Source organism: Streptomyces sp. NPDC044061 (assembly GCF_056434305.1).
Genome location: NZ_JBWKFL010000003.1, coordinates 207,337 through 233,966, shown reverse-complemented (window position 1 = coordinate 233,966; position 26,630 = coordinate 207,337). Strand labels below are relative to the sequence as shown.

The 26,630-nt window shown below is 71.5% G+C and carries 30 protein-coding genes and 2 tRNA genes; 11 read left to right on the top strand and 21 right to left on the bottom strand.

Translation table 11 applies throughout. From position 1 onward, the window contains the following. Both AC07CM_RS05905 and AC07CM_RS05900 read left to right on the top strand, forming a co-directional pair. A partial coding sequence (locus AC07CM_RS05905) for a DUF3566 domain-containing protein (RefSeq protein ID WP_478875102.1) occupies positions 1 to 480 on the top strand: 480 nt, incomplete at its 5' end. A gap of 110 nt (positions 481 to 590) precedes the next feature. After that, a tRNA-Ile gene (locus AC07CM_RS05900) sits at positions 591 to 667 on the top strand. A gap of 55 nt (positions 668 to 722) precedes the next feature. On the opposite strand, the gene AC07CM_RS05895 is transcribed toward AC07CM_RS05900, so the two are convergent. The 13 genes from AC07CM_RS05895 to AC07CM_RS05835 all read right to left on the bottom strand — a co-directional run bounded on the left by AC07CM_RS05895 (position 723) and on the right by AC07CM_RS05835 (position 7,930). Beyond that, the gene (locus AC07CM_RS05895; protein WP_478875101.1) at positions 723 to 1,880 is read right to left on the bottom strand and encodes a tyrosine-type recombinase/integrase; all 1,158 of its coding nucleotides are present in this window, start codon (positions 1,878 to 1,880) and stop codon (positions 723 to 725) included. After that, positions 1,880 to 2,068, bottom strand: a complete 189-nt coding sequence (locus AC07CM_RS05890; RefSeq protein WP_385010456.1) for a helix-turn-helix domain-containing protein — start codon at positions 2,066 to 2,068, stop codon at positions 1,880 to 1,882. The genes AC07CM_RS05895 and AC07CM_RS05890 overlap by 1 nt, the downstream gene beginning before the upstream one ends. Then, positions 2,065 to 3,546, bottom strand: a complete 1,482-nt coding sequence (locus tag AC07CM_RS05885; RefSeq protein ID WP_478875100.1) for a replication initiator — start codon at positions 3,544 to 3,546, stop codon at positions 2,065 to 2,067. The genes AC07CM_RS05890 and AC07CM_RS05885 overlap by 4 nt, the downstream gene beginning before the upstream one ends. Continuing rightward, complete coding sequence (locus AC07CM_RS05880; RefSeq protein WP_478875099.1) at positions 3,543 to 3,782, bottom strand: hypothetical protein; 240 nt, start codon at positions 3,780 to 3,782, stop codon at positions 3,543 to 3,545. The genes AC07CM_RS05885 and AC07CM_RS05880 overlap by 4 nt, the downstream gene beginning before the upstream one ends. Before the next feature lie 8 nt (positions 3,783 to 3,790). Further along, the gene (locus AC07CM_RS05875; RefSeq protein WP_181925212.1) at positions 3,791 to 3,961 is read right to left on the bottom strand and encodes a J domain-containing protein; all 171 of its coding nucleotides are present in this window, start codon (positions 3,959 to 3,961) and stop codon (positions 3,791 to 3,793) included. A gap of 91 nt (positions 3,962 to 4,052) precedes the next feature. Then, positions 4,053 to 4,286, bottom strand: coding sequence for a hypothetical protein (locus AC07CM_RS05870; protein ID WP_478875098.1), 234 nt, complete (start codon positions 4,284 to 4,286; stop codon positions 4,053 to 4,055). Between the two features lie 20 nt (positions 4,287 to 4,306). Next, positions 4,307 to 4,855, bottom strand: coding sequence for a GGDEF domain-containing protein (locus AC07CM_RS05865; RefSeq protein WP_478875097.1), 549 nt, complete (start codon positions 4,853 to 4,855; stop codon positions 4,307 to 4,309). Between the two features lie 5 nt (positions 4,856 to 4,860). Beyond that, positions 4,861 to 5,154 carry a SpdD protein gene (locus AC07CM_RS05860; RefSeq protein WP_478875096.1) on the bottom strand — a complete coding sequence of 98 codons (294 nt, stop codon included), beginning with the start codon at positions 5,152 to 5,154 and terminating at the stop codon, positions 4,861 to 4,863. Positions 5,155 to 5,172: 18 nt separating this feature from the next. Beyond that, complete coding sequence (locus AC07CM_RS05855; protein ID WP_478875095.1) at positions 5,173 to 5,331, bottom strand: hypothetical protein; 159 nt, start codon at positions 5,329 to 5,331, stop codon at positions 5,173 to 5,175. 16 nt (positions 5,332 to 5,347) lie between these two features. Beyond that, the gene (locus AC07CM_RS05850) at positions 5,348 to 5,536 is read right to left on the bottom strand and encodes a mobile element transfer protein (RefSeq protein ID WP_116129402.1); all 189 of its coding nucleotides are present in this window, start codon (positions 5,534 to 5,536) and stop codon (positions 5,348 to 5,350) included. Positions 5,537 to 5,554: 18 nt separating this feature from the next. Next, positions 5,555 to 6,223 carry a DUF2637 domain-containing protein gene (locus tag AC07CM_RS05845; protein ID WP_478875094.1) on the bottom strand — a complete coding sequence of 223 codons (669 nt, stop codon included), beginning with the start codon at positions 6,221 to 6,223 and terminating at the stop codon, positions 5,555 to 5,557. A 34-nt stretch (positions 6,224 to 6,257) separates the two neighbouring features. Continuing rightward, positions 6,258 to 7,598 (bottom strand): FtsK/SpoIIIE domain-containing protein, encoded by a 1,341-nt coding sequence (locus AC07CM_RS05840; RefSeq protein WP_478875093.1) that lies wholly within the window; start codon positions 7,596 to 7,598, stop codon positions 6,258 to 6,260. Positions 7,599 to 7,600: 2 nt separating this feature from the next. Next, the gene (locus tag AC07CM_RS05835; protein ID WP_478875092.1) at positions 7,601 to 7,930 is read right to left on the bottom strand and encodes an SCO3933 family regulatory protein; all 330 of its coding nucleotides are present in this window, start codon (positions 7,928 to 7,930) and stop codon (positions 7,601 to 7,603) included. Between the two features lie 12 nt (positions 7,931 to 7,942). On the opposite strand from AC07CM_RS05835, the gene AC07CM_RS05830 reads away from it, so the two are divergent. From AC07CM_RS05830 to AC07CM_RS05815, 4 genes are all read left to right on the top strand, one after another. Further along, positions 7,943 to 8,635, top strand: a complete 693-nt coding sequence (locus AC07CM_RS05830; protein WP_478875091.1) for a GntR family transcriptional regulator — start codon at positions 7,943 to 7,945, stop codon at positions 8,633 to 8,635. Next, complete coding sequence (locus tag AC07CM_RS05825) at positions 8,635 to 9,300, top strand: YdcF family protein (protein ID WP_478875090.1); 666 nt, start codon at positions 8,635 to 8,637, stop codon at positions 9,298 to 9,300. Before AC07CM_RS05830 ends, AC07CM_RS05825 begins: the two co-directional genes overlap by 1 nt. Positions 9,301 to 11,273: 1,973 nt before the next feature. Then, positions 11,274 to 11,804, top strand: a complete 531-nt coding sequence (locus tag AC07CM_RS05820; protein WP_478875089.1) for a carbonic anhydrase — start codon at positions 11,274 to 11,276, stop codon at positions 11,802 to 11,804. Positions 11,805 to 11,915: 111 nt separating this feature from the next. Beyond that, positions 11,916 to 12,986 carry an MBL fold metallo-hydrolase gene (locus AC07CM_RS05815; protein WP_478875088.1) on the top strand — a complete coding sequence of 357 codons (1,071 nt, stop codon included), beginning with the start codon at positions 11,916 to 11,918 and terminating at the stop codon, positions 12,984 to 12,986. A gap of 301 nt (positions 12,987 to 13,287) precedes the next feature. Here AC07CM_RS05815 and AC07CM_RS05810 read toward each other — a convergent pair whose 3' ends face one another. Together AC07CM_RS05810 and AC07CM_RS05805 are read right to left on the bottom strand one after the other, a co-directional pair. Further along, complete coding sequence (locus AC07CM_RS05810) at positions 13,288 to 17,412, bottom strand: WD40 repeat domain-containing protein (protein ID WP_478875087.1); 4,125 nt, start codon at positions 17,410 to 17,412, stop codon at positions 13,288 to 13,290. Positions 17,413 to 17,892: 480 nt separating this feature from the next. Next, positions 17,893 to 18,366 carry a hypothetical protein gene (locus AC07CM_RS05805; RefSeq protein ID WP_478875086.1) on the bottom strand — a complete coding sequence of 158 codons (474 nt, stop codon included), beginning with the start codon at positions 18,364 to 18,366 and terminating at the stop codon, positions 17,893 to 17,895. Positions 18,367 to 18,564: 198 nt separating this feature from the next. On the opposite strand from AC07CM_RS05805, the gene AC07CM_RS05800 reads away from it, so the two are divergent. Both AC07CM_RS05800 and AC07CM_RS05795 read left to right on the top strand, forming a co-directional pair. Beyond that, positions 18,565 to 19,041, top strand: a complete 477-nt coding sequence (locus tag AC07CM_RS05800; protein WP_478875085.1) for a hypothetical protein — start codon at positions 18,565 to 18,567, stop codon at positions 19,039 to 19,041. A 110-nt stretch (positions 19,042 to 19,151) separates the two neighbouring features. Continuing rightward, on the top strand, positions 19,152 to 19,340 hold the full coding sequence (locus AC07CM_RS05795; protein ID WP_478875084.1) for a ferredoxin: 189 nt from the start codon (positions 19,152 to 19,154) through the stop codon (positions 19,338 to 19,340). 28 nt (positions 19,341 to 19,368) lie between these two features. Here the strand turns inward: AC07CM_RS05795 and AC07CM_RS05790 are convergent, their stop codons facing one another. From AC07CM_RS05790 to AC07CM_RS05780, 3 genes are all read right to left on the bottom strand, one after another. Next, a complete protein-coding gene (locus AC07CM_RS05790) occupies positions 19,369 to 20,127 on the bottom strand; it encodes a glycosyltransferase family 2 protein (RefSeq protein WP_478875083.1) in 759 nt (252 codons plus the stop codon). A gap of 8 nt (positions 20,128 to 20,135) precedes the next feature. Next, positions 20,136 to 20,783, bottom strand: coding sequence for a GntR family transcriptional regulator (locus tag AC07CM_RS05785; RefSeq protein WP_478875082.1), 648 nt, complete (start codon positions 20,781 to 20,783; stop codon positions 20,136 to 20,138). A 166-nt stretch (positions 20,784 to 20,949) separates the two neighbouring features. Further along, positions 20,950 to 21,276 (bottom strand): DUF6344 domain-containing protein, encoded by a 327-nt coding sequence (locus AC07CM_RS05780; protein ID WP_478875081.1) that lies wholly within the window; start codon positions 21,274 to 21,276, stop codon positions 20,950 to 20,952. 348 nt (positions 21,277 to 21,624) lie between these two features. Between AC07CM_RS05780 and AC07CM_RS05775 the strand changes: the two genes are divergently transcribed. Next, positions 21,625 to 21,753 carry a DLW-39 family protein gene (locus AC07CM_RS05775; protein ID WP_003999697.1) on the top strand — a complete coding sequence of 43 codons (129 nt, stop codon included), beginning with the start codon at positions 21,625 to 21,627 and terminating at the stop codon, positions 21,751 to 21,753. A 316-nt stretch (positions 21,754 to 22,069) separates the two neighbouring features. After that, positions 22,070 to 23,338, top strand: a complete 1,269-nt coding sequence (locus AC07CM_RS05770) for a hypothetical protein (RefSeq protein WP_478875080.1) — start codon at positions 22,070 to 22,072, stop codon at positions 23,336 to 23,338. Here the strand turns inward: AC07CM_RS05770 and AC07CM_RS05765 are convergent. Then, positions 23,302 to 24,792: a serine/threonine-protein kinase gene (locus tag AC07CM_RS05765; protein WP_478875079.1), complete on the bottom strand. Its 1,491-nt coding sequence runs from the start codon at positions 24,790 to 24,792 to the stop codon at positions 23,302 to 23,304. The genes AC07CM_RS05770 and AC07CM_RS05765 overlap by 37 nt on opposite strands. 183 nt (positions 24,793 to 24,975) lie before the next feature. Beyond that, positions 24,976 to 25,524 carry a helix-turn-helix domain-containing protein gene (locus AC07CM_RS05760; protein WP_478875078.1) on the bottom strand — a complete coding sequence of 183 codons (549 nt, stop codon included), beginning with the start codon at positions 25,522 to 25,524 and terminating at the stop codon, positions 24,976 to 24,978. 183 nt (positions 25,525 to 25,707) lie between these two features. Between AC07CM_RS05760 and AC07CM_RS05755 the strand changes: the two genes are divergently transcribed. After that, a tRNA-Ala gene (locus AC07CM_RS05755) sits at positions 25,708 to 25,780 on the top strand. A 455-nt stretch (positions 25,781 to 26,235) separates the two neighbouring features. Here AC07CM_RS05755 and AC07CM_RS05750 read toward each other — a convergent pair. Further along, the gene (locus AC07CM_RS05750; RefSeq protein ID WP_478875077.1) at positions 26,236 to 26,511 is read right to left on the bottom strand and encodes a hypothetical protein; all 276 of its coding nucleotides are present in this window, start codon (positions 26,509 to 26,511) and stop codon (positions 26,236 to 26,238) included. Positions 26,512 to 26,630: the final 119 nt, after the last annotated feature.

The following is a 26,630-nucleotide window of genomic DNA, read 5'->3' as shown; positions in this document are numbered from 1 at the left end:
TGGGGAGTAGCGTCCGCAAGGGGCCCACACCCCCCGCAGTGGCCTTACCCAGCGCGTCCCCCCCTGTGCTCTCTCCCTTCTCCTCATCTTTTTCCCTGCCCCGCGCCGCGCACCCGCAAGGCCCGGCTGCGCGTCGCCAAGGCCGACCCGTGGTCGGTCATGAAGGTCAGCTTCCTGCTCTCCATCGCGCTGGGCATCTGCACGATCGTCGCCTCGGCGGTGCTGTGGATGGTCATGGACGCGATGGGCGTGTTCTCGACGGTGGGCGGCACGATCTCGGAGGCGACCGGCTCCAACGAGGCGAACGGCTTCGACCTGCAGGCCTTCCTCTCCCTGCCGCACGTCCTGATGTTCACGACGATCATCGCGGTCATCGACGTCGTCCTCGCGACGGCTCTGGCGACGCTCGGGGCGTTCATCTACAACCTCTCCGCGGGTTTCGTGGGCGGCGTGGAGCTGACGCTGGCCGAGGACGAGTGACCCCACCTGCCGGGCTCTCCTGACAGTCCCCCGACAATCGATTTTGGGACTCCCGCCCTCGTGCGCTAATCTTCAGGAGTCAGCGCGCGGGACACACCGCAGAGCGCGGCGGGGCTATAGCTCAGTTGGTTAGAGCGCATCCCTGATAAGGATGAGGCCACAGGTTCAAATCCTGTTAGCCCCACCAGCGAAAAGACCCCCAGTCGATACCGGCTGGGGGTCTTTGACATCCATGGCTGACATCAGCCGATGAGTGGATCTTCCAGAAGCTCGGCGAGCAGCCCGACCGCTTCCCGCTCACTCTCGCCCACTACGTGCGTGTAGACGTCCATGGTCATGCTGATCTGACTGTGGCGGAGGATCGCCTGGGCGACCTTGGGGTGCACCTTCAGGAAGGCGAGCAACGTGCCGCAGGTGTGCCGGGCGAGGCGGACCGTGATCCGGCGGACGCCGGCGCGCTTCACGAGCCGATCGAAGGTGCGGGAGAAGCCCACCGGGTCGATCAGGCCGCCATGCTCGGCGGAGAAGACGAGGTCTTGGTCGGGCTCCTGGGACCAGTGCTCACCGGCGTTTTTCCGTTCCAGTTCTTGGAGCTCCCGACGCTCCTCGAGGACACGAGCGCAGAACCCCGGAAGCGGGAGCACGGCCTGGGAGGACTCTGTCTTGAGGTCCTTGAGGACCAGGCCCACGCCCTTGACCCGCTGCACCTGCTTGACCGGGGTGAAGTGGCCGGCCTCGAAGTCGATGTCCTGCCAGCGCAGGCCGAGCACCTCGCTGCGGCGAAGACCGAGGACCAGGACTAGGACGCAGGCCGCGTACAGGCGGTGAGCCCGGACCGAGCGAAGGAACGCGATCGCTTCCCGCGCGTTCCAGGCCGAGCCCTTGTCCTTGGACACCTTGGGCATGTCGACCAGCAGGCCGACGTTGCGCGTGACAAGCTCCTCGCGCATGGCCCGGTTGAGCGCGTTGCGAAGAACGCGGAGGACCTCGAAGCGGGCGGAAGCACCGACCTGCTCCCGAGCCAGCGCGGCCATGAAGGCGCGGATCTGCGCCGGGGTGAGCTTGACCAGTGGCTTCTTCCCAAGGTGAGGCACGAGGTAGAGCCTCACCTTGGACTCGTACTTGACGTACGTGTTGTGCTCGCGCTCCGGAGCGACGATGTGCTCCAGCCAGTAGGCCAGCCACTCGCCGAGCGTCCAGGACCGAGACGGCACCGGGATGCCGTTGCGCTCCTGGTCCTGGAGCTTGCCGAGCTTCTCGTTGGCTTCGTCCCAGGTCCGGCCGTACACGTACTTACGAACCCGGTTGCCGTCCGTGTCGGTCACGTACGCGGCGCCCTGGTAGCGACCATCGGACCGCTTGGTGATCGTGCCGCCGCCGTTGGGCCGACGCTTCGCCATCAGGCGGCCTCCCCGATCCGAGCAGTGATGAAGTCCTGGACCGCCTGGTCCGGGATACGCCGGCACCCGTCGACCTTGATGGACACAAGGCGGTGCGTACGGATCAGGTCGTAGACCTTGGTCCGGCCCACCTTCAGCCGCGTCATGACCTCGGGCACGGTCAGCAGGACAGGGGCGGCAGTGGTCATGCGTCGGCTCCTTCCAGGGCGAGCTGTGCGGGTAGTTCTTCGCGGGCGATCTCGCGGTTGTGCTGGATGTCGCGGCGGATGTTGGCGGCGAGCCAGGATTCGCCGGGGGTGTGGCCGTGGCCGGCATAGGCCCAGTGGGCGAGGACGAGAGTGGTTGTTTCCTCGTCGTCGGGGTCAGGCAGGCCGAGGGCAGCGCGTTGCTGGGCGGCGCGGTAGTCAGCGCGGACCTGGCGCAGCGCGCCGAGGGTGGTCGAGTAGCTGCGGGACTTGGTGGAGAAGTGACCGCCGAACCCGAGCATGTGGGCCCATTTGGCTAAGGGTCGGTCGGGGAAGAGCGGCTGGAGAGCGACGCAGACGGCCATGAGGCGGCGGGCGTGTTCGGAGATGTCGAGTCGTGCGAGGTCTTCTGCCAGGCCAGTGCCGTGGCATCCGGGGCATCGGCTGAGCGGCGAACCGGGGCGGTCGTACCGAGTCGATCGCCCGGTTCCCCTGCATTTGCGGCAGTGGACTGGAGTGTCAGCGGCGCCGGAGATCTCAGCCGCTTTGGTGGCGTACTTGGCGACGTATGAGGCCACGGCCTGTTCGGTGATCTCCTCGCCGTGGCCGAAGGCGCCGATGGCCTGGACGTCGAGCTGGGTTCCCCACCGCAGCGTGCGCGCCGGTTGGTCCCCGGCCGGGGCCACGTCGACGGCGACGCGAGCGGCGGCGGCGCGGATGGCGTCGGCGAGCAGGTCGAGGGTGGCCCAGGCCGGGGGCGGATCGTCGGGTCCGTCGGGGCCGTCGAAGCGGATCACGGCATGGAAGTGGACGGCACCGCGTTTTTGGTACTCGGCGACCTTGCCGAAGGAGACCCGGGACTGTTCCCGCGCGGCTTTCTGGGTGAGTCCGGCTCGCTTGGCGATCTCGCGGCGGAGGTAGATCGTGAAGTAGCGCCACAGGTCGGAGGCGTGGTTGTTCCACAGCACGGCGCCCGCGTAGTCGTACGTCTCCGGGTCGAGCGGGGTGCCGAGTTCGGGGGCGTCTTCCTGGTGGTGGGTGCCGCAGCGGCAGGACCGGGTGCCGGGCCGGTTGTGGACCGGGCCGAAGGAAGGCGCGGTAAGCGTGGCGAACACCCGCGGGTGATCCCGGATCGTGTGCGGGGTGCCCTTGGCGGGATCGCCGACGAGACCGGCGCGGATGAGGTGGTAGGTGTCACCCGCATAGGTCCAGGCGCAGGACGGGCAGCGGGAGGCCCGCCGGTTGCCGCAGGCCACGCGGAGGACGCCGCCGGGTTCGGTGGCGGTCGAGTAGGAGTGCAGGACGTGGCCGGTGGCCGCGTCGCGGGTGACGGTCGAGCCCATCAGGCGGATCGGGTCGGTGCAGCCGCCGGTGCGGCGGATCTGGTCCTGGATGCGGTCTAAGCCGGTGGACCCGGCCAGCCTCAGCACGTCGGCGAGGGTGGCCGGGTCCAGGCCCGCCATGGTGGCGGCATCGGTCACGCGGCACCGTCCGCGGTCTCGGCGATCCGGTCGAGGACCGAGGCGGCTTCCTCGGCGACGCGAGCCAGGGCACGCAGGGCGTCGGCAGTGCCCGGACGGGCGATCAGCGCAATGTCGACGAACTCTCCCCCGACACGGAGGCTGACGAAGCCTTCGTCCTCGGGCGTGGGGGTGAACACGCTCAGGCGGGCGGTGGTGTCCGGCTCCATGTGGGCGGAGGTGGTGATCGTCCTCATGACTGCGGTCACCTCCCGACGCGGGCGAGGCGGGCGGCAGGCGCGGTGCCCGAACCCTTGCAGGCCGGGCAGGTGACGCGGAGGGTGACGCGGGTGCCGTCGGCGTGGCGGGTGCCGGTGGTGATGTGGGCGGTGGCGTGGCCGTCGCAGTCGCGACAGATCCGTGCGCGGGTGGGCATGATGGGGCTTCCCTTTCGGGTCCGTTGGATCTGGAAGTGGGTGCAGGCGCCGGGGCGGCGGTCTTTGGCGAGAGAGCCGCCCCGGGGCCGTTCAGCTACGGCGCTTGCGACCGCGGGGAATGGGCGGGATGGAGTCGTAGGACTCCTGGCCCGAGCGGAAGTCGCTCAGGTCGGTCACGTCCTTGTCGTTGCCGACCTGCCGCATGATCCGGTTCATGGCCCTGGTGTCGCCGTGGCGGCGGGCGATGGCGTAGTCGCGGCCGAGTTCGACCATTTCCTCGTTGCGGGCGGGCTCGGGGTCGGGCTTGCGGTTGAAGATGCGCACGGTGTGAGTTCCTTTCGTGATCAGTGGTGGGTGTTGCGCCTGCCGTGGCCCTTGGCCGCGTACATCGAGGCGTCGGCCGTCGACAGGGCGTCGGTGAGGGTCGGCACGGGCAGGGCCCGGCGGTGGCAGAAGCCGACCGAGGCCGAGACCGACAGGATGCGGCCCTGGTGCTCGATGGGGCGGTCCAGGGCGGCCTGGAGGGCGCGGGCGCCGGGGGTGTGGGCGGGGTCGGTGACGATGGCGGCGAATTCGTCTCCGCCGAGTCGGGCGGCGATGCCGTTGCCTCCGCACCAGTCGCCGAGGCGGCGGGCGGTCGCGATGAGAACGGTGTCCCCGGCGGGGTGGCCGTGGGTGTCGTTGATGGCCTTGAAGTCGTCCAGGTCGACCAGGACCACGAGGGTGTCGGGGTGCTTGGCGAGCAGGCGTTCGGCGCGGGCGGTGAATCCGGCGCGGGTGTGCAGGCCGGTCAGCGGGTCGCGGCGGGCGGTGGCCAGGCGGCGGGTGAGCATGCCGCCGTGCACGGCCCAGCCAAGCGCCGGTAGGGCTGCTGCGAATAAGTGGCTGTCCATGCCGGTCACCGGGCCTTGTGGAAGTCGTTGACGAGCAACCGCAGGACGATGGCGACCACGGCGACGGAGGCGCCGGTGATGGCGACGGCCAGGAGCAGCGAGACCAGGACCGCGCCGACGACCAGGACCACGGCGCCACCACCGGCAGCGAGGGCGAGCGCACTGCCCGGAGTGAGCTGGATGGTCGGCCGGGTGGAGGCCGGCGGCGCGGCGGTGGCCGGGAGCGGTGCGGCGGTGGGCTGTGCCTGCGTGGTGGCCGGGGGCGAGGTGTCCTGGGGCGGGTACTTCGGGGTGAGCACGGTGGTTCTCCCTTCGGGTCAGTGGTTGAGGAGGGAGCCGACGGCGGGGCCGAGGAAGCTGTGTGCGATGAGGTAGCCGCCGAGGAGGAGCACGGCCACGAGCCACCACGAGGGGCGGGCGAGCTTGATGCCGAGGTAGCCGACGACGGCCACGGCCAGCCAGAGCGGAACGTTCATGACGGGGGTCTCCTTGTCAGGCCCGGCAGCGGTGGGTGCGAGCGGCGAGTTCGGCGCCCGCGCGGGTGGAGTAGTCGGCGTCGAAGCCGCAGCCGGGAGCGGTGCAAGCGGCGGTGTGCGTCTCGCGGCCACGGCCGTCGTAGGACGTGCCGACCTGCACGGGACCGATGCGGATCACGTTGCGGAAGCGGCGGTAGGCGGACATGAGCGAACCTCCCTTCGGTCAGGTGAGCTGGAGTTGTGTGGTGATCGCGCGGGTCATGTCCTCGGGCAGACCGAGGCGGGCCGAGAGCGTGTCAGCGGGCATCGGTGACCCGGCAGACGCCTGGTGGGCCTCAGTGAGCTTGCGGGCGTGATCGAGCAGGGCCGCCGGGACGACCGGAGCAGGAACCGCGGGCTTGACCGGTGCCGGTTCCGGCGCGGGAGCCAGTTCTGTAGCTGGCGCGGCTGGTTCGTCGGCGCGGTGTACCTCGACTTCCGCCACGGCCGGTTTCTCGGCCTCCGATGTGAGCGGCGCGGGGGCCGGGCCAACGGGTGAGTGGGCGAGAAGGGTGCCGCCGAGGAAGGCGAGGGCGGGCCAGCCCGCCACGATGATGCACAGCCAGGCGGGCACGTGGCCCAAGTCGAGGAGTCCGGCGGTGGCGATGTTGGCGCCGAGTGAGGCGCCGAGGGCGATGACGAACCAGGTCCAGGCCGAGCGGTCACGCCGGGCGGACCGCAGGCGGCGCCAGGCCGCGACCAACAGCAGGTCGACGGAGACCGGGTAAGCCCATGCCTTCCACCCGGACTGGCCGGCCGCGTTGGCGAGGTCGTGCAGGTGGGCGAAGGACAGCGCACCGGCGATCACGGCTTGGATGAGGACGGGGTCCGGGCGGATGGACGAGCGGGGCATGCGGAGTACCTCCCGTCAGGGTCAGGCGGGGCCGCTAGTCGGTGACCGATCGCGGCTTGACCAGCGACGGACTCTCCACCGGGGCCTCAGCGGGCGCGGAGGGGCGGAACGGTTCGAGGAACGGCAGGTCCGGGACCAGGTGGGCGAACGCGCGGCACGCGGCGATCACCTCGTCACGGGAGACGGCCGGGGTACGGATCTTCGACCAGCCGCCCGAGGTGTCCGCAGCGACAGCGGTACCGGGGCGTTCCATCGGGATCAGACTCGCGGCCGGGACCGCGTCCGGGGCGACGTCGACCAGGCCCATTTCGGCGGTCTGCTTGTCGTTGACGCGGTGGACGACCCGGCCCGTGAGCTGGGCCCGGAGCATGGTGGCGCCCTTGCCCAACTCGGAGCCGAAGCGCTGCCCGCAGATCTCCAGGTAGATACCGGCCGCGCGGGCCATCTGCGCGAGCCGGATCAGCGCGGTCACGATCCGTTCCCGGCGTTCCTCGTCCTTCTTGGAAGAGATCAGGAACAGTTCCGCGATCTCGTCCACCAGGACGACCACGGGCACCGGCCGGAGGTGGTCTGGCAGTTCCCAGATGCCGGAGACGCCGTGCTGGCTCAGCAGGTCGAAGCGGTCTTCCATCTCCGCGACCAGCACGCCGAACAGCGAGGCGGCATCGTCCGGAGTGGTGACCAGGGCCGACAGCCGAGGCGCATACCGTGCCTGCTCGACACCACGCTTGCAGTCCACCCCGACCAGGGCGACGGGCAGTTGAGCCAGCCCTTTGATCAGGTTGCGCTGGTACATGGACTTGCCGGACTGGTTCGCACCGAGGGTGAGCGCCATGGGGGCTTTGCGGTAGTCCCGCTCGAACGCGGTCCCGTCCTCCCGCAGAGCGACCGGCACGATCATGTCTCGCGGCTGAGCCTGGCGGGGCATCCGGACCCGGCGCAGCACGTCGTAGCCGGTCATCCGCAGCTCCACGAAGCCCGGCTTGATCTCCACCACGGTCACCGAGTACACGCCCCAGGCGTGACGCAGCCGTTCCGAGGCGGCGGCCACGTCGGCGGGCTCCAGGCCGGCCGGAAGCCGCAGCGTCACCCGCAGGCCCGTCGAGGTGCCTCGCACCCGGCGGATCTTCGGCGGAACCGGCTGCACCTCACGACGGGCGACGTTGCGAGTCACGAACGCCCGCAGACCCGACGGCCGTACCGTCAGCCCGCACACGTCCATCGTGGCCCGATAGGAGAACCCGAACCGGGCCAGCGTCACCGGCAGCCCGACCAGCGCCCAGTACGCGCGCGGCGCCCGCACCTTCGCGTAGCCGACACCGCCGACGGCGGATAAGCCAGCCGTGGCCTCCAGCCACAGGGTCAGGTCGGTCATGGTCAGGCCGCCGGGGTGATCGCGATGGCGCGGAACGAGATCCCGTGCCGCTTCTCGCCGTTGAAGGTGTTCTCCCAGTCCCGGGCCTTCAGCCCCGTCACCCGCACCGGCATCCCCGGCGTCAGACCCTCCGGGTATCCCGTCTCCGGGACGGTCACCTGGTAGAGGTTCCCCTCCCCCTCGTCCGAGACCAGCAGACCCACCGTGGACAGAGCGGCACCGGTCTCCCGGTCCATCGCCCGCTCACCGGTCTTGGCGTTGGCCAGCTTCGGCGTCGGCGCGGTCGCCACGAACACAACAGCGGTCGACGTGTCGATCTTGAAAGACGGCATGAAGTACTCCCAGTGTCGAAGCTTCGGAGCAGCCCAAAGAGGAGCCACTCTGCCTACAAGGCACTCGAAGCCGAGGGCTTGGTGACGTCCTCCCGTGGACACGGGACCGTCGTACGGCAGAGGGTCCCGCTCAAGCGACTCGGCATTGCCAGGTACGACAAGGCCAAGTGGCGTGACGGCGACGAGGTGGCTTTTATCGCGGACCGTGTGGCCTCCGGGCGCGGTTACCGCCGGAATGAGCAGACCCAGAGCGTCAGCTTGGTAGAAGCCCCACCAGCAGTCGCAGCAGCACACGGGCTGCCCGAAGGCGCCCAGGTGTATGCGAGGGCTCGGCTGGTGAAGGAAGGCAGCCAACCGACCCACACTCTGACCAGCTACTACCGACCCGAGCACGTCGAGGGCACGCGCCTGGTGGACCCCACTCCAGGACCGGCCGGCCGCGGCGGTGGCTTCCGGGTTCTGTACGACGCGGGGTACGAGATCGACCACATGAAGGAAGAGCTTTTCGCCCGAGCCGCCACGCCCGATGAGGTGAAGCTCCTCCAGCTGCCGCCGGGCGAACCTGTCGTCGAGTTGCACCGGACGACCTACACGGCCTCTGACACAGTGGTCGAGTTCGCCATCGGTGTGCACGCAGCTTCGCGTTTCGCCTGGGAGTACGACTTCAAGGTCCCCGACTCCGCGAAGGACAAGAAGGGGCAGTAATGATCTCCGCACAAGCATGGGCCGACACTCGACGCCTGTGGGACTACCACCAGATGGGCCACACCCTGCGGCCATGCTCAGTCGCCATCGGCCTGGGCAGTCACGACCTGGGTGTGGCCGAGACGGCAGTAGACCTCTACAAGCGCGGGATGGCTCCACTGCTTGTGTTCACGGGAGCCACCAGCCCCACGACGCGGGAACGCATGCCCCGAGGCGAAGCCGTGCACTACCGGGAGCGCGCACTTGAGCTTGGTGTTCCCGACTCAGCCGTCCTTGTGGAGCCGCGAGCGCGGAACACAGGCGAGAACATCCGCTTCTCCCGAGAACTGTTGGAGGAGGCAGGCATTGCAGTGTCCTCCGTGCTGCTGATCAGCAAGCCCTATGAGGAGCGGCGGGCTTACGCCACCGCGCGCAAGCTGTGGCCATCAGTCGAGATCGTCAGTGCATCCAGCCCGATGACCCTGGAGGGCTACGTCGACTCCATTGGGAACGCTCGCCTGGTCATCGACATGCTTGTAGGAGCGCTACAACGACTGCTGATCTACCCCGCACAGGGTTTCATGATCAGCCAGGACGTACCCGACGACGTGCTCCGGGCCTACGACCGCCTGTGTCATGAGGGCTTCACCAGCCGACTTCTGGTTACCGACCAGCCCTCTGCGTAAGCCGCATCGCTTCCTGACCGATCAGCCCGAGAGCTGTTACAGGTTTCTCTACCTCATCAAGCCCCGGCTGCGCTCCGCTCCGCCGGGCGCGCTCCCGGCTCCGCGCCGGGCGCCGCTCCTGCCTTCGGCCCGCTCCGCCCGCGCTGCGCCGACGCGCGCCCACATGTGGATAGGGCCCGAAGGCCATGAGTCGAGCACCGCAGAGAGGGGGCACGGTCAGAACATGCCTCCGGCGGGGGCGCTCAGGCTCCGAGATGGCGGGGGCGCCGTTCGCGGGTGCCGGCCGAGTGTGGCGTGCGCGGTGTGCTCCCATCCCGTCCGCCATCGACCCAGGCAGAGCCGAGCAGTCGCGGCCCAGGGCGTCAAGGTCGTTCGTCCAGCAGGGCGCTCCACCTTGACGCCCTGAACCACGCCCGCTCCACGGTGTGTGGGTCGACGGCAGACGGGACGGGAGCTGGGGCGAGTGGTGGGTGACGGGAGGATGGCTGCCAGGGGTAGCCTTCCCGTCCGTTCGAAGGTTTCTGGAAGGTTCCCTATGCACGCCATCGTTTTCCTGCTGCGGAGCGCACTCGGCCTTGGCGCCTGTCTGGTGTTCGCGTGGGAGCAGGACCGCCAGGCTTCGGGGCCGGGTTGGAGGAAGCCGCGAGTCTTCGCTGCGGCTGTGGCTGGGCTACTCGCCATCGTGTTGACCGCCTACGCCTAGAAGCCGCCGCTCGCCGTGCCCTTCCCGTGCCCGTTGAGTCGGGAAACAGCGGGGAGTCACGGGCGCTGGCGGACACTGGGCATGAGAACGGACCCCGACCGATTTACCTGGTCAGGGTCCGTTTCTGCTGGCGGTGGGTGTGGGATTTGAACCCACGGTGACTCGCGCCACGACGGTTTTCAAGACTTCACCGACGTCAGGGGTGTAGCCGGCCAGGTTCCGGCATTGTGCCCCGCCGTTGAGCGCTGAGATCATCATGGCGAGTGCCTAGGAGAAGGCGCCGGGGAGAGTCGTGTGTCGTCCGTCGTTCTTGTGGTCATTTTCGTGATGGCGTCGCTACTGGCCGTGACCGGTGTATGCCCAGGCAGGCCACCCGGCCCATACAGGGGCCCAGAATGGCATGCTGCGTCCGGCCCTTACCCCTCGCCCGGCGAACCAGTGCACTCGCCGACAGCATGGAACGGTGCAGCCATCGCCGCACTGGTCCTCTCACTGGTGTCGTTGCTGTTGCTTCTCGGTCTCGGCGTCCTAGGGCTGCTTGTGTCGTTCCTCGTCTTCGCGCCGCTGGCACTCATTCTCAGCATCACCGCCAGCATCCAGGTGGCCCGATGGGGCCAGCGCGGCCTGGGGCCTGGCCGTCATGGGATTCCTCCTCGTGCTACCAGGATGGCCGATCACCGCTTTCCTGTTGTGGTGATCGCGCTCTCCCTGCCGAGGGAAAAAGGGCGCCGTGCAGCCGGGCAGACCTCAGCGACCATCGCGCCCATAGTTCGCATCGAGGGGCGGGCCGTGACCGCTCCGACGGTATGCGAGGAAGCACGCAGCAACGCCTGTCGAGGTCGCATGGATCGGCTGACACCACCGGCTGACACCAACAAGTGCGAACAGCGACGGTCGGCGAGGAACCTCAGTGGACGGTCGCCCGAGGCGCTGCGCCGGTTGGCCGACGTCGACGGTCCCCCGCGATCGACCTGATAAGGATGAGGCCACAGGTTCAAATCCTGTTAGCCCCACCAGCACGAAGGCCCCTGGATCATTGGTCCGGGGGTCTTTTGCATGCCCCCCCCGGACGGGGAAGCCGTCGTCCGGCCAGTTCCGTTCCCTCGATTCCCACCGCCCCGGCGAGGCGCGGCAGGGGGACAGACTTGCCGCGCTGTGGCGTCTGCGAGTGGCAGGGTAGGCAGCGGCGGGCCAGGATTGGCGGCAACCGGAGGTCGCCGCCGGCGTCACCGGGGGTCCAGGCTCAGAGCGAGAAGGGGCTGCCGTCACAGTGATCGACACGGACGAGCTGGCCGAGCGGAACGCCGGGTTCGCCGACGGCGGATCATTCGCCGACCTCAAGCTCATGCCCAGTGGCAGTCTGACGGTCATCGGATGCGTCGACCCTCGTGTCGACCCGTCCGACGTGCTCGGGCTCAAGCTCGGCGAGGCAGCGGTGATCCGCAACGTGGGAGGGCGGGTCACGCCCGCGACACTCCGGACGCTGGGGATGCTCGCGAAGGTCGTGCAGGCCCGCACGGGCGGCCCCGGTCCGGTCGACAACCACTATGCGGTCCTGCACCACACCGACTGCGGGATCACGGACCTGGCCGCGTTCCCCGAGCTGCTGGCCGATTACTTCGACGTTCCGGCCGGAGAACTGGAGGCCAAGGCGGTCACCGACCCGGTCGCCGCCGTCCGCGTCGACGTCGAAATCCTCAAGCGGAAGCTTCGGGCCGGAGTCTTCGTCTCAGGGCTCGTGTACGACGTGGCCACCGGGCTCATCGGCGTCGTCGTCCCGCCCGCGCGAGTGGAAGCATGACACCGCGCGGCGCCCGCGGCCGGTCCGGCCGGCGCGACCACCGTGGGCCTGCGGCTCGTCCCGGGATCTGTTTCCCCGGCCGGTCGTATCGGCGGGGAGGCGCTTTCTAGCATGTGCGACGATCACGGACACTCGGCGGCCGAGGCGGCGTGGTCAGCGCCTCGCGTCGCGGAGGGACCGGCTGTCGACCCGGTGACGCTGCCCGAGGTCGACGAGGTCAGGGTCACGACGATGGTCGACAACACCGTCGACGCCCTGCTGGTCTCCGCCGAAGGCGTCACCCGGGCGTCGATGGGCGCCGGGCGGACCGCCGCGCGGCAGTTCGCCGGCGGCGAGGCCGTCGCGGGGCTGCGTGCCGAGCACGGCTTCTCCGCCCTGGTCACCGTCCGAAACGGGAACGCGAGCAGCACGCTGCTGTTCGACACCGGCGCGTCGCCGGACGGGCTGGCGGTGAACGCCGAGCGTCTTGGCATCGATGTCGGCGGCCTGCAGGGCGTCGTGCTCAGCCACGGACACTTCGACCACGCGGGCGGCTTCGACGGCCTGGCCCGGCTGCGCGGGCGCTCCGGCCTGCCGTTGACGGTCCACCCCGCGGTCTGGACCCGCCGCCGCCTGGAACTGCCCGCCGGCCAGGGTCTGGAGATGCCCACGCTGTCACGGGGTGCCCTGGAACACGAAGGGTTCGAGGTGATCGAGCGGCGGCAGCCGTCGCTGCTGGCCGGCGGCATCCTGATCACCGGCGAGGTGGACCGCGTCACGGAGTTCGAGCGCGGCATGCCGCCGGCACACCAAGCCTGGGACGGGAACGGCTGGCGACACGACCCCGCCGTCATCGACGACCAGGCACTCGTCATCAACGTGCGCGGCCGGGGACTTGTCATCATCACCGGGTGCGGCCACGCCGGAGTGGTCAACATCATCCGGCACGCCATGAGGCTGACCGGCGTCAGCAGACTGCTGGGCCTCATCGGCGGCTTCCACCTGAGCGGCCCCGCCTTCGAGCCGGTCATCGGTCCGACGGTGGCCGCGCTCACCGAACTCGCACCCGAGCTGATCGTCCCCGGTCACTGCACCGGCTGGCGCGCCCAGCACACCCTCGCCGCAGCTCTCCCGGACGCATGGGTGCAGACCAGCGTCGGGACCACCTACACGCTCAGCGCCCCACAGGCGGGTGATGCCTGATCCCGGCTCGACCGGTGCAAGTGGACGTGCAGCTTCGGCGGTACACGAACGGGCTGCCAGGGGTGGTACGCGCCGTCGACCGAGGCGATGGACCTCTTCGCCGGGCGCGGCCCGGATCGGCGCACGGGTCGCAGGGGCCCCGCTCCTCCACGTCCCGTCCGGTTCACGGCATACGAAAAGGCCCGACCGCTGGCGACGGGGGATGCACCAGCGATCGGGCTATGGCCAAGGGTAACAAGGTTGGGCGGTTCAGGGGAGGCAACCGGCCTGTTGGTTGCGGTAGTTGGCCGATCTTGGTCGGTCAGCGGGGGCACGGGGGGTCGTAGGAGAGGCGGGGGAGGTACTCGTGCCACCTCTGGGGGCTCAGTACGCCCCGGGTGACCGAGCAGATGTGGCGGATCGCCGCGTCGTCGTCCAGGCGCCACAGGCGGACCGTGTCGGCGCCGCTCGACACCCCCAGGACATGGCTGTTGGGGCTGAAGGACAGGAAGTTGCCCGTCTTGGCGTAGGGGCTCATCGACTGGCCGATGGGTGTGGCCGCGGAGGGCTGCGTCACGTTCCACAGCCGGACCGTATTGTCGTTGCCGCCGCTCGCCAGGGTGTGGCCCGACTCGCTGAACGTCAGGGACGTGACCGCCTCCGTGTGCCCGGTGAGCGGGGAGCCCAGCGCCGTCACCGCGCCGGAGTCGGTGACGTCCCAGAGCCGGACCGTGTCGTCGTCGCTGCCGCTGGCGAGTGTGTGGCCGTCGGGGCTGTACGCGAGCGCGTTGACCGGGCCGGAGTGCTGCGTGAGGGCGGGGCCGACGCGGGTGACCCGGCCGGGGTCGGAGACGTTCCACAGCTGGATGGTGCTGTCCGCGCTGCCGCTCGCGAGCGTGCGCCCGTCCGGGCTGAAGGCGAGGGCGTTGACGTAGCCCCGGTGGCCGGTGAGCGGCTTGCCGAGCGGGACGGTGCGGGAGGGGTCGGTGACGTTCCACAGCTGGATGGTGCGGTCGTCGTACGCGGTGGCCAGGGTGTGGCCGTCGGGGCTGTAGGCCAGTGAGTCGGGGCCCGCGAAGCGGGTGCGCAGGGTGAGGGGCGGCCGGGCCGGGACCGGGTGGGCCGGGTCGGTGACGTTCCACAGGTACAGCGCCCCGTGCCCGGTCCGTACGGCGAGGCTCCGGCCGTCCGGGGAGAACACCATCGAACGCTGGTAGCCGTCGGCGGGCATGAACGGGGTGCTCAGGGACACGGGCCGGCCGGGTGCCGCCACGTCAAACAGCCGGATCCTGCCGTCGCGTGCGGCCGTGGCCAGCACCTTCCCGTCCGGGCGGAACGCCCCGCTGCGGCCGATCATGTCCTGCGTCGGTACCGACCACAGGCGGGCCTTGCCGTCACCGCTGCCGGTGGCCAGGGTGCGGCCGTCGGGGCTGAAACCCAGGGCGTACATCTCGCCGCTGCTGCCCGCGAGCGGCTCGCCGACCTGCGAGGGGGACGCCGGGTCGGTGACGCTCCACAGGCTCGCCGTGCTGTCCGCGCTGGCCGCGGCGAGCCGGCCGCCGTCGGGGCTGAACGCCACGGACCAGATGGGGCCGGTGTGCCCGGTGAGCGGTGAGCCGATCGGGGCCCCGTGCGCGGGGTCGGAGACGTTCCACAGCCGGATGGTGTCGTCCGCGCTGCCGCTCGCGAGGGTGCGCCCGTCGGGGCTGAAGGCCACCGAGTGCACGATGTCCGTGTGCCCCTTCAGCACCGTCGGCAGCGGCTCGGGGTGCCGTGGATCGGCCGTGTTCCACAGCCGGATGGTGTCGTCGTCGCCGCCCGCCGCGAGCGTGCGCCCGTCGGGACTGAACGCCACACAGCGCACGGCGGCGGTGTGGCCGCCCAGCGTGCGGAGCGGCTGGGGCCGACGCGGGTCGGCCACGTTCCACAGGCGCACGGTGCGGTCCTCGCCGACGGAGGCCAGCGTGTGTCCGTCGGGGCTGAAGGCGACCAGGTAGATCGTGCCCGTGTGGCCGGTCAGCGGCCGGCCGAGCGGGGCCGGGTGGGCGGGGTCGGAGACGTCCCACAGCCGGATCGTGCCGTCGTCGCCTGCGCTGGCCAGGGTGTGCCCGTCGGGGCTGAAGACCGCGCTGCTCACCCAGCTCGTGTGGCCGGTGAGGGGCTTGCCCAGCGGCTTGGGGTCGCTGCGGTCGGTCACGTTCCACAGGCGGACGGTGCGGTCGTAGGAGGCCGTGGCCAGGGTCTTGCCGTCGGGGCTGAAGGAGGTGAGGTAGACGGCGCCGGTGTGGCCGAGCAGGGGGGTGGCCAGGGGCGCGTTCACGATCGAGATCAGCCTGCTGTACGTCCCCTCGTCGTCGGGGCGCAGATCGTGGGCCACCAGGTCCAGCTGGGCGGCCAGCGAGGGATCCGTGTGCTGGACCCGGTCCGCCTCCGCTAGCACCTGCTCGAACACGGCGTCGTCCCGCTGCTGCCAGGCCACCACCGCCGAACCGGCGGCGAGGACGGCGAGCACGACCAGGGCCGCCACGGCGGCGCGGCTGATCAGGACCGTGCGCCTGCGCAGCCTGACCGAGGCGGCCAGGAAGTGCACCGCGCTGCGCGTGAGGTAGGTGTTCCCGGCGGACTTCGCCCAGGTGCGGGCCTGCTCCAGCCGGGAGCAGCGGTAGAGCAGTGAGCTGTCGCGCTCCGAGGCCTCCCAGGCGCGGCCGTCCTCCTCCAGCCGCTGGCGCAGCAGGTGGTCGCCCCGGTCCTCGTCGATCCAGTGGCGCAGCCGCGGCCAGGCGTGCAGCAGCGCCTCATGGGTGATCTCCACGGTCTCCGCGTCGAGCGTCACCAGCCGGGCCCGCACCAGAGCCTCGAGCGACTCCTCCGTCTTGCCGGGGTCCGCCGACTCCTGCGCCAGCTGGCGGCGCGTGCCGCGCCGGCGCGTGGCCTGGGTGTCCTCGCCCAGCCGGACGAGCCGCAGCAGGAGCAGCCGGGCGGCCGAGCGGGCGGCGGGGTCGAGGCTGGACCAGGCGCGCTCGGCGGTCGCCGCCACCGCCCCCTGGATACCGCCCGCCGCGCGGTAGCCGGCCAGTGTCAGCCGGCCCGCCTTGCGGCGCTGCCAGGTGGCGAGCAGGGCGTGGGAGAGGAGCGGGAGCACTCCGGCGTCGTGTGCTCCGCGCGGTCCGTCGGCGCTCACCTCGCGCACGATCAGCTCGGCCAGCCCCGGCTCCAGCTCCAGTCCCACGGCCTTGGCGGGGCCGGTCACCGCCTCGCGCAGCTCCGCGGTGGTCAGCGGGCCGAGCACCATGTGCCGGTGCTGCAGCGCGTCGGCCAGCTCGGGGTAGCCGAGGCACTGCTCGTAGAAGTCGGCGCGGATGCCGAGGACGACGAGGACGGGGGCGGCGCCGGGCGAGTCGGCGGGCGGGGTGCAGGCCGCGTGCAGGAACTGGACGAAGGTGCGGCGGCCGGACTCGTCGGGGCAGAGGGTGAACGTCTCTTCGAACTGGTCGACGATGATGACCGGGCGGGCCGCCGATGAGGTGTCGCCGTCTCCTCCTGAGCCCGCGTCACCGCCTGAGCCCGCGTCTCCCACGGCGCCCCTGTCACCGTCCGGTTTCTCGTCCGAGGACGTCTGCCGGTGCGCCCATGCCGTGACCGCTTCCCGTACCGCGCGGGTGAGGCGCGGTGCGTCGGAGCCCGGCGCGGCCGGGTTCCGCGCCGCTTCCTCCTCGGCCTCGCGCGCTTCGGCGGCGAGGGCGGTGAGTTCCGGTATGCGGCGGGTCAGTTCGCCGAGCGGATCTGCGCCCGGCACGATCTGGAGCACGGGGCCCGCCCGGTCGCTGCCGTCCCCCAGCGCGCCGCCTCGCACCGCGGGCACCAGACCGGCGTTCAGCAGTGACGACTTGCCGGCGCCCGAGGCGCCGACGAGCATGGTCAGGCCGCCCGTCTTCGCCGCAGCGCGCAACTGGGCCACCAGGGCCTCCGTGCTCCGCTCCCGTCCGAAGAACCACCGGGCGTCCTGGCGGCGGTAGGGCGCCAGCCCCCGGTACGGGCACACACCCCCGGCCACGGGCGGTGCCGGGTCCGGTGGCCGCCGGTCCTGTTCCGCCGGCACCGCGGGCCGGTCGCCGGCCGGGTCGGCCAGCGCGCGTTCCCACAGGCGCTGCCACTGGGCGAGGTCGTACAGGCCGGTGGATACGGGGACGGGCCGGGAGCGCCGTGCCTCAGGTATCAGGATCTGCAGGACGGCCGCGAGGGCGGTGAACTGGGCCGGTACGTTCTTCGCCCGCCGCCAGTCGCTGATGCGCTGGGCGGACACCCGCACGGGCCGCCCGCGCTCGTCCACCCGCTGCAGCCGTACGACCGCCTCGGCAACGCTCTTGAGGGGAGGATTGCCGGCCTCCTTGTACAGCAGTGCGAGGCGCTCGGCGAAGGCTGTGCGTGCCCCTGAGTCGGAACCCAAGGCCCCACCCCTTACTCCCCCCGAGTCTGAACGTCCGGACCGGAAAACTCACCCTATACGCCTGACCTGCGGTGAAGTCCGGGCCGGGAGGCCGGAACCTCCTCTGCGGGTGCGACAGATGGCAGGATCACGACGCGGTAGCCGATTCATCACGCACCGTCCGGACAGGCCACCGGCTCGGCACGCGGAGACACCGCCGGGGACACCGAACGTTCTCGGTCAACTTCGGCCGGGGCTCCGCAGACGTCGAAGACACCCGAGACACCCGAGACACCCGAGACACCGAGACACCGAGACACCCGAGACACCACGGACCCGCCTCCGCTCCGATACCTCGATCCGCACCGACACGCCGACCCGGCGCGGTTCGACGCCACCCGCTCCGTCCGGCACCGGTCCCCACGAGGGGAGGGACCGGTGCCGGACGGGCCGGTGCGGCTGAAGCGGGCTCGCGGCTCGGGCCTCTCCGGAAGAAGGACCTCAGGCCGTCCATCCCGCCGCGCGGGCGGCGGCGACGGCGTCGCGTTCGGCCTCGTCGGCGGTGGCGTTCAGCGACGCGTCCCGGCCCCGGGCCGTTCCGCCCGCGGCTGCCGCGGCCGCCTGGGAAGCGGTCAGCGCGGCCCGAAGGGCCGGCCCTGCCCCGCTTCGCGACGCGGCCACCTGGGCCGCCAGCGCCGCCGCCGCGGCGGCGTTCCGGGCGCAGCGGGCGTCCGCCGCGGGATCGGGCGCGGTCGATGCCAGGGCGTCGAGCGATCCGGCCGCCAGCCGCAGCGCACCCGCGGCCCTGCCGACGGGAGTCGTCGGCACGAGCTGGGCGGCGTCCTCGGTGATCCCGGCGTGGCGGCAGGTGGCGACGGCACGGTCGTACGCGCTGTGTGCCCGGTCGGCATGGATCTCTCTCAGCGCCGCCGCCGACGGCGCGGTGCCTGTCACTGCCTCTTCGAGTCCGCTCATCTTCGGTCTCCCTCGGGCCGGGACGGCCCGGTCCGGTGGGGGACCGGGCGCGGGCAGGGTGCCACGCGGGCCGTGAAGAGACCAGAAGCGTGCGGGAACCCGGCCGTACGACCGGCACCGGGCCCTGGGCCGCGCTGGAGATCTGACGGAGCGTCAGCTAAGGTCTGCCGACCGGCTGTTCCCGAAGGGGTGAGTGCCATGGTGAAGCGTCCCGACTGCCCGCGACCTCCCGGTGCCCCGCGCTGGGTCGCGATGTTCTACCAGCCGTCCGGGGCCCGTTGGCGGGTCGGCGCCGAGTCCCCCGACCGAACCCCCGTGCTGTACGCGGTGGGAGACATGACCCAGACGGTACGCGCGCGTGGTGACGACGTGGCGGTCGCTCTGTGGGGTCCGCGGGACGGGACCTGGCACCGGTACGACACCCCGGCCGCCAACCCGTCCGCCCCCTCGCCCGGCCCGGCCCCGGAGCGCGCCGAGGCGCCGGTCAAGCTCGCCGAGCGGATGTCGGACCGCCGGCACCAGGTGCTCATGGCCGGTCTGGGCAAGGCGGGTCTGTACGACCTCTCCCCCGAGGACGAACGGGCGGTGAGCGCGCTGGTCGACCGGCTCGACGAACCCACCGTCCGCCGCGTCGCCCACTGGCTCTCCGCCGCCGGTGGGCGTCAATACACCTAGGGGCCCGGTTCACCGTGCGGTCCACCGGGCAGTGACGTCCTGATGAGTCGGTGGGCCGACCGGCGGGCCGCCCACGGGGGAGGCCGGGGTCACGTACTGCTGGAGGACGCATGAAGGTCTCCGTGGACCGCGGGGTGTGCTACGGCTCCGCCGAGTGCGCGCACCGGGCCCCGTCCGTGTTCGCGTTCGAGGACGGATACGGCGTCGTCCGGCCCGGCGGGGAGGGGACCGGGGACGATCCGAGGGTGCGCGAGGCGGCCGAGAAGTGCCCCTCGCAGGCCATCGTGCTCACCGGATGAGATGACGGGGATCGGCAGGCGCCCCTGGTCAGCCGCCGGCGGGACAGGACCAGGCGAGGTCCGTAAGCGCTCGGGCCCTGGCCTCCACCACGGCCATGCGGGCCTCCCGCTCGGCGGGATCGACGTGCGGGGCCTGCCCGGTCACCTGCCCCTCCCACTTCCGGTACAGCAACCCCACCTCACCGGAGAACCAGCCGCGGGCCACCGCGTTCAGGGCCAGCAGCAGGCCCGTGTCCTCGGAGGCGGGCAGGGCCATCCAGCCGCCCAGCGCGGTCAGCAGGTCCCGGCGGACGAAGAGGGTCGCCGGATGCACCTGGGCGCGGAAGTCGTTCTCCTTCCAGAAGCGCAGCACGGTCCCGCGCTCCACCGGACCGTCGTCCGGGTCGCCCGGGAACCCGGCCGTGGAGCCGTCGGGCAGCAGATCGAGGACCCGGGAGGTCGACCAGCCGATCGTGCGGTCGGCCTCCAGCACGGCGAGGTCGCGGGCGAGCGTGCCGGGTGTGAGCTGGTCGTCGGCGTCCAGGACCTTGACGTACGCACCCTCGGCGTGCGCCAGCGCGATGGTGCGGGCGACGCCGGGGCCGCCGGGCCTGCCCTGACGGAAGCTCACCCGCTCGTCGTCCGGGACGTACGGCCGGACCTCGTCCGTCCTGCCGTCCTCCTGGATCACCCAGTGCCACTCCCAGCCGTCCGGGAGCCACTGCTCGCACAGCGACTTGTGGGCCTCCGGCAGGAAGCGGGCGGACGGCGCGTGGACAGCGGTGACGACGGTGATGCGCCGGGGCACGGCGGCATTCACCACCTTTCCAGAGAAGTGGTGAAGAGCAGTTCGGTACGGTCCCCGGCCAGCACGACGTCCGAGACCTCCACGACACGGCCGCCCGTGTCGTACGACGTCTTGCGGAGCTGGATCACCGCTGTCCCGTCCGGCAGCGCCAGCTCGCCGATCTCCCGCGCTGTCGGCGGACGCGCGGTGACGCGTTCCTCGATGCGGTCGATCTCGACCCCGACGGTGGAGAGCTGGTGGTGGGTGCCGCCGGGCCAGGGCTCCCTGGAGGCGTCCAGGAGAGCGGGGTTGGCCGCCGCGACGGCGTGCGGGAGGTACGAGGTGACGAGACTGAAGGGGGCCGGCTCCGCCGCGTACCGGGTGCGGTAGCTGCGTTCGAGGAGTGCCGTTCCCTCCGCCACCGCGAAGGCCTCGGCCAGCTCCGCGGGCGCCGGCAGTGTGCGGTAGCGGGCGACGAAGACGAGGTCGTCCGGGAGCAGGCCCGTGTCGTGCTCCGTGGCGCCGGTCGCGGACCTGGTGGCCGAGGGCTGCCGCGCCCGGTCCTTCTCCCACTGGTGCCGTCCGTTGTCGCGCACGACCCGCGCGCGAGGACGCCGTAGGAACGTGCCGCGCCCGTGCTGCCTGTCGTCCGCGATCTCCTCGTAGGCCCTGGGCACCCGTCCAGGCTACGACCTTTGAAGGGGACCCGACGACTCGGCGGCCGGGTCCTGAACATGCAGGACCCCCGGCCGGGCCCGGCCGGGGGTCTGTCCGTGTCGACTGATGCGTACGCAAGTCGCCCCTGGTGTCGAAACGTCTGCGGTTCTGCGTGCTGCGGTCTGCTCAGCAGTCGAGCGGTGCCGTCTGCTGGTTCGCCTGGTCCGTCTCAGCCTCGGTCTCGGTGAGGGGGCGGTGCCGGCAGCTGGGGGTCTTTCCGTGGGCCTCGGCCCGGATCCGCTGTTTCATCGTGGGGGGCAGGGCCCTGCCGTAGGACCAGGCCCAGTGGTTCGTCGCCGGGATCGTCGGGGCGGTGCGGTTCGCGGTCTCGGCCTTCGGGATCTCAGTCTGGGCCGCCGCGGTGGTGGCGGTGACGAGTCCGAGCGCCGTGAACAGCGCGAGGAATGCGGTGACGATGGCGGTCCACAGCTTCACGACCTTGTTCTCGGTCATGGCCCCTCACTTTCGGGTTGGGCGATTTGCGTACTTTGTTCATGATGTGTATGGGGGTCGCGAAGTGGTGGACCTGCGCCCGTGGCGCGTCGATGTTCCGATGAACACCACCCGTATGGACGCAAGCGGGTCGTAAAAGCCGCAAAAGCAGGTGAGGACGAGCGAAGAGGGAGAAAGTAACGGTCCGTGCGGGCCCGATCACCCTCCGGCCGTAACCGTCGCCGACCTGGCCTATTGCGCTGCCGGAGGCGGGAGTTGGGGCCCGACGCAGGTCACCGATCGATATCGGTCGGTGTGTATAGTCGGGCGCCAGAGGTCCCCTACGTCAAAGAAAGACGAGGTCGCGCGGTGAAGAAGCTGCTCCTGGTCGCACTGGCCGCCATCGGCGGGCTCCTCGTGTACCGCCAGATCCAGGCGGATCGCGCCGAGCAGGACCTGTGGACGGAGGCGACTGACTCCGTGCCCACGGGTTCGTGAGTACCGATCCAGAATCTGATCAGACCCCGGCCGCCTGTGCGGTCGGGGTTTTGTGTTGTCCGGGCGGCCGCACGGTGAGGTCTCGTGTTGCCGGTCCGCGAGGGGTGGTGTAGGCGTACCGCGAGACGGGCCGTGAGCGCGTCTGCGTTTCGGACGGCCGTACGGATTCCACGGATGGCGCAGTCGTGCCCGGGGCAGGATGGGCCACGGCCGAAAGCGCGGTACGGAGCGACGGGAGCGGCACGTGCGGGGGCGAGGGCGCAGGACGTGGTGGCGGGGCGGCCGGCCGGCGGCTGCCGGGGCCCGGGTGGCGGTCGTGACGGCCGTGCTGGGCGCCGTGGCCGCGCTGCCGGGCGGTACCGCGGCCGCAGACGGGACCACGACGTACGCCTTCGCCCCGGACGCCTCGCGGGTCGCGGGCGCGACGGGCACCGCCGAAGCGCGCCGGCTCGAAGCCGGCCGGACCTACCGCAGCTCCCTGCCCGGGAACGGCAGGCTCTCCTACCGCCTCGACCTCGCCGCGACGACCACGGCGTACGTCCCCGTCACCGCCGTGCCCCCCGCCCACGCCACCGTCTCCGCCACCGACGGCATCCGCGTCTCCGTCCAGGACGCGCGCGGCGGCTCCTGCTCCTACGCCTCCGCACGCTTCGGCGCTGCCCAGAGCCCGCGTCCCGTCACGGCCCTGGGGCAGCGCGAGGCCGGCCGGACACGGTGCCAGGGGGCCGGGACGTACTACCTCGTGGTGGAACGGCTGGACTCCGGGGACTCCGGTGCGGCGGACTCGGCGCAGCCCTGGGAACTGGAGATCGCCCCCGTCACAGAACCGCGCCTGGCGCAGACCGGTCCGACGACCCCGCCCGAAACCCCGGACTCCGCCTCCCTCGAGCCGCTCGCCGGCGAGCCCCGCGACCGGACCGGCGGGCCCGGTTTCGCCCGGGCGCGCCCGCTGGACCAGGGGGTCTGGCGGACCGGCGTCTCCCCGGGGCAGACCCTCTTCTACAAGGTGCCGGTCGACTGGGGCCGCCGGGTGCACGCCGTCGCCGAGTTGGGCAGCGCCACGACGGGCCACGGCTTTGTCGGCGGCGCCCTGAACCTGTCCCTCTACAACCCGGTCCGCGGATACGTCGACGACGCCTCCCTCGGCTACACCGGCACCCAGAACTCCGTCGCGCTGGAACCGCTGCCGCCCGTGGAGTACGCCAACCGGTACGCCGTCCTCACCGGGGAGAACGCGGTGCGCTTCGCCGGCGGGTACTACCTGGTCGTGCACCTCGGCCGGCAGATGGCCGACACGTTCGGGCCGGGGCCGTTCGAGGTGACGCTGCGGGTACGGATCGACGGTCGGGCGCACGGCGGGCCGGGATACACCGGGCGGTCCGTGCCGGACGGCGTCTTCACGGTCACCGAACGGGACCGCGAGGCCGCGGCGAGCGGGGACACCGGGGGCGGCGGGTTCGCGATGAAGGCGCTCGCGGCCGGCGGGATCGGTGTGGGCACCGCGCTGCTGGTGGTGCTGGGGCTGTGGACGGTGGTGGCCCGGCGGGGTCACACGCGGGTCAGCGCCCAGAAGCCCACGGCGTAGCAGGCCAGCGCGAGCAGCAGGAGAGGGATCGCCACCTTGGCCGGGGGACCGGGGCGGCGGGCCCGCATCCGGTGGCCGCGCGGGCGGCCCGGCCGCGGGAGCGGGGGAGGAACCCGCGGGTCCCGGGCGGTGTAGGAGGCGGTGGGGGCGTCGACGCGCTGCTCCGCTTCCGGTACCGGGACCGGAGGGGTGGGGTGCCAGGCGGGGTGCGGCTCGGGTGAGGGCTGCGCAGGAGCGGGGGCGTGCGGGGGGAGCGGGACGGGGCCCGTGGTCGGAGTAGGGGGGTGTTCGGCGGGGTGCACGCCGTACGGGCTGCCGTGCTGCGCCCGCGGGGTGTACGTCTGGGGGCTCGGCGTCGGCCGCGGGGGCGGGAGGTGGAAGCTTCCGGTGTCCGACATCGAGGGCATCGACGGCGCCGAGGGCATCGAGGAGGGCGCGGAGTGCTGCGTTCCGTCACTCTCCCGGCGGGAATCCAGGGGTACGGCGGCGGACGCGGTGCCCCCCGTGCTCCCGGTCCCGTCGGCGGCGTCCGTGGCCGGCCGCGTCGCCCGCACCCGCACTCCGGAGGCGGGTTCGAGCGGACCGTCGGGGCCGAACCCGGGCGGCAGCGGGCCGATCTGGTCGAAGATCTCGATCAGTTCGTCGTCGGGGCCCGGCTCTTGCAGGAGTTCCGCGGCGGCGGCCAGCGCCTTGCGCGCGCCCGTGGCCGTGCGGAAGCGGGCCGCCGGATCGGGCTGCAGCAGGGTGGCGACGACCTGCCAGAGCGGCTCCGGGACGCTCTTGGGCGGGCCGGGTGTGCCGTGTTCCGCGAAGTACTGCACGAGCGCCTTGGCGTCGGGCTTCGCGCCCTCGAGCAGATAGAGGGCGACCAGGCCCACCGCGAACAGGTCGGCGGGGAAGTCCGGTTCGGCGCCCAGCATCTGCTCCGGCGCCAGATAACCCGGCGTGCCCACGACCAGGTTGGTCTCCGTCAGACGGGGCTCGCCGAACCGCATGGCGATGCCGAAGTCGGACAGCCTGAGCCGGGGCCGGCCGGTGCCGGTGGCTTCGAGCAGCACGTTGGCGGGCTTGATGTCCCGGTGCACGACCCCTTCCGCGTGCACCGCGGCCAGACCCGACAGGAGCTGGTCGAGCAGGGTGCACACGAACGACGGCGGCAGCGGGCCGTAGTCGCCGACGAGGTGGACCAGCGAGCCGCCCCCGACCAGGTCCATGGTGAACAGGACCTTGTCGTCGTCGGCGGCCCAGCTGGCCGGAGCGAGGACATGGGGGTGATCGATGCGCAGCGCCTGTTCCCGTACGAAACGCAGCAGTGAGTGGGCGTCGCGCTGCTGGAGCACCTTGGCGGCCACATAGCGCCGGCGTCGGTGGTCCCAGGCACGCCACACGGCACCCACGCCGCCACGCCCGATCGGGTCGGCCAGCTCGTACCGGCCGGCGAAGACCTCACCCATGACAGTCCGCCGCTCCTCCCCCTAGCCCCTCGTCTCCCCCTCTACCCCCCGTGCCCCCCCGCACCCCCCGGTGCTCCCCCCGGATGAGCGACACGCCCGGCGCCCCGCAAAAAAAGGGGGCCGCCCCCGCGACTCCGCCCTGGGCCCGGCCCCGGACCCCCTCCGGGAAACCGGGCCCCGGGGTCAGTTCTGGTGGGACTGGTAGTGCGCGACCGCGTCGGAGGTGCGGCCGGCACCGTAAACCCGGAGGAACTCCGCCAGTTCGGGGTGGCTGGGGGCGAGGCTGTCGGCAGCCTCGATGATGTCACCGGCGGCGGCCACCGAGCGCAGCAGCGACTGGATCTCGCGCACCACGCGCTTGACCGTCGGCGCACCCGAACTGTTCGTCGTCTGCGTGGTGTTGTTGAGCACGGATCCCCCCTGCGACTTCTTGATCTCGTCCATGCGGTCGGTCGCTTCGGCGGCGCTGACGCTGCCGTCCGCGACCTGGGCCGCCAGCTCCTGCAGCAACTGCACCCGCTGTACCACGGCGGGATTGCCGATCTTGGCGCGCTGGCCGCTCATCAGCTGTGACAGCATCGGAGCCGACAGGCCCAGCACCGCCGCGAGACGGGCCTGGTTCAGCCCGAGATCGTCGATGAGCTTACGGAAGAGCGCCCCCAGCGGCTCCCCGTACCAGTTCCGCTGCAGCTCCCGCGCTCTCGCGGTGGCTTCCTGCTGTGCGGCGTCCATTGCGTCTCCCCATCGCTTCCCCTGAAAAACCGCGGTTCGCTGTAGCGAACCACGCCGAGCATCTTACGGAGAGTGGTCATCCGCGGGGACCCCCAATCTTTTTGCGGGATACGGGGGGTGACCCGGTACTCTGGTCTGCGGCGCCCGCCGGATCGTGAGATCTCCGGTCGACGCTTCCCTTCCGGGGCCTTAGCTCAGTTGGTAGAGCGCCGTCTTTGCATGGCGGATGTCAGGGGTTCGACTCCCCTAGGCTCCACTTTCAAGACCTCCTCCGACCTGCGGTAACGCGGTCGGAGGGGGTCTTTTTCGCACCTGGGCGGCCGACGGTGCGACGGGGGTGCGGGTGGTCGGAAGACGATCAGCCGACGGCCGCGCACTCCACCAGCGGCCAGCCGCTCATGGGCTCAGCACGTGGTGGCAGGTGATGCCCGGAGCGTGGCCAGGTCGTACGGGCGGCAGCGAACGAGGTGCCGGCCGTCCCGGACGATGTCGAGCACCGGGGCGCCGAGGACGGTGGCGTCCACGGCGGCGTCGGCGCCCTCCGGCAGCGCACGCCGGTGGGCCTCGGCCGTCTCCTCGGCGCCGCCCGAGCGCCCCGGTCGCGCCGGTCACGGCCAGGGGCGCCCGCTGGGCCCCAACTGCCGTAGGGACAGGGCCTGATGAGTGGTCAGCCGGTTCATGAGCAGTCCGACGGCGAGGTCCGTGGCACCGTCATCCAGAGCGTCGACATGGCCGGAGGCATCCTTCCCCCGGGGGGAAGGGAGGGGTGAACGCGTCCATATCTGCGCCGAGTTCGCCGGAGCGCAGCATCAGGTCGGCGGGGTTCACAGCGGCGACCGTGACCCGGATCCGTATCTCTCCCGGTTGTTCCACGCCCGGCTGCGCGCCGAGCGGGTGGGCACCTGGCTGCTGCGCAGCGACCTCGATCACCCCGTGCTCTTCGATCACCCCGTCGACCACGTCCGCAGCCTGCTGCAGCGGTTTCACGTGAAACGAGGCGTGGGGGGGGGGGGCGACCATCGTCCCCCCCCCCCCCCCCTCCCCACCGCGCCACCACGACCCCCCCCCCGGTCTTTCGCTTCCCCGTACCCTCCCCCTCCCCCCTT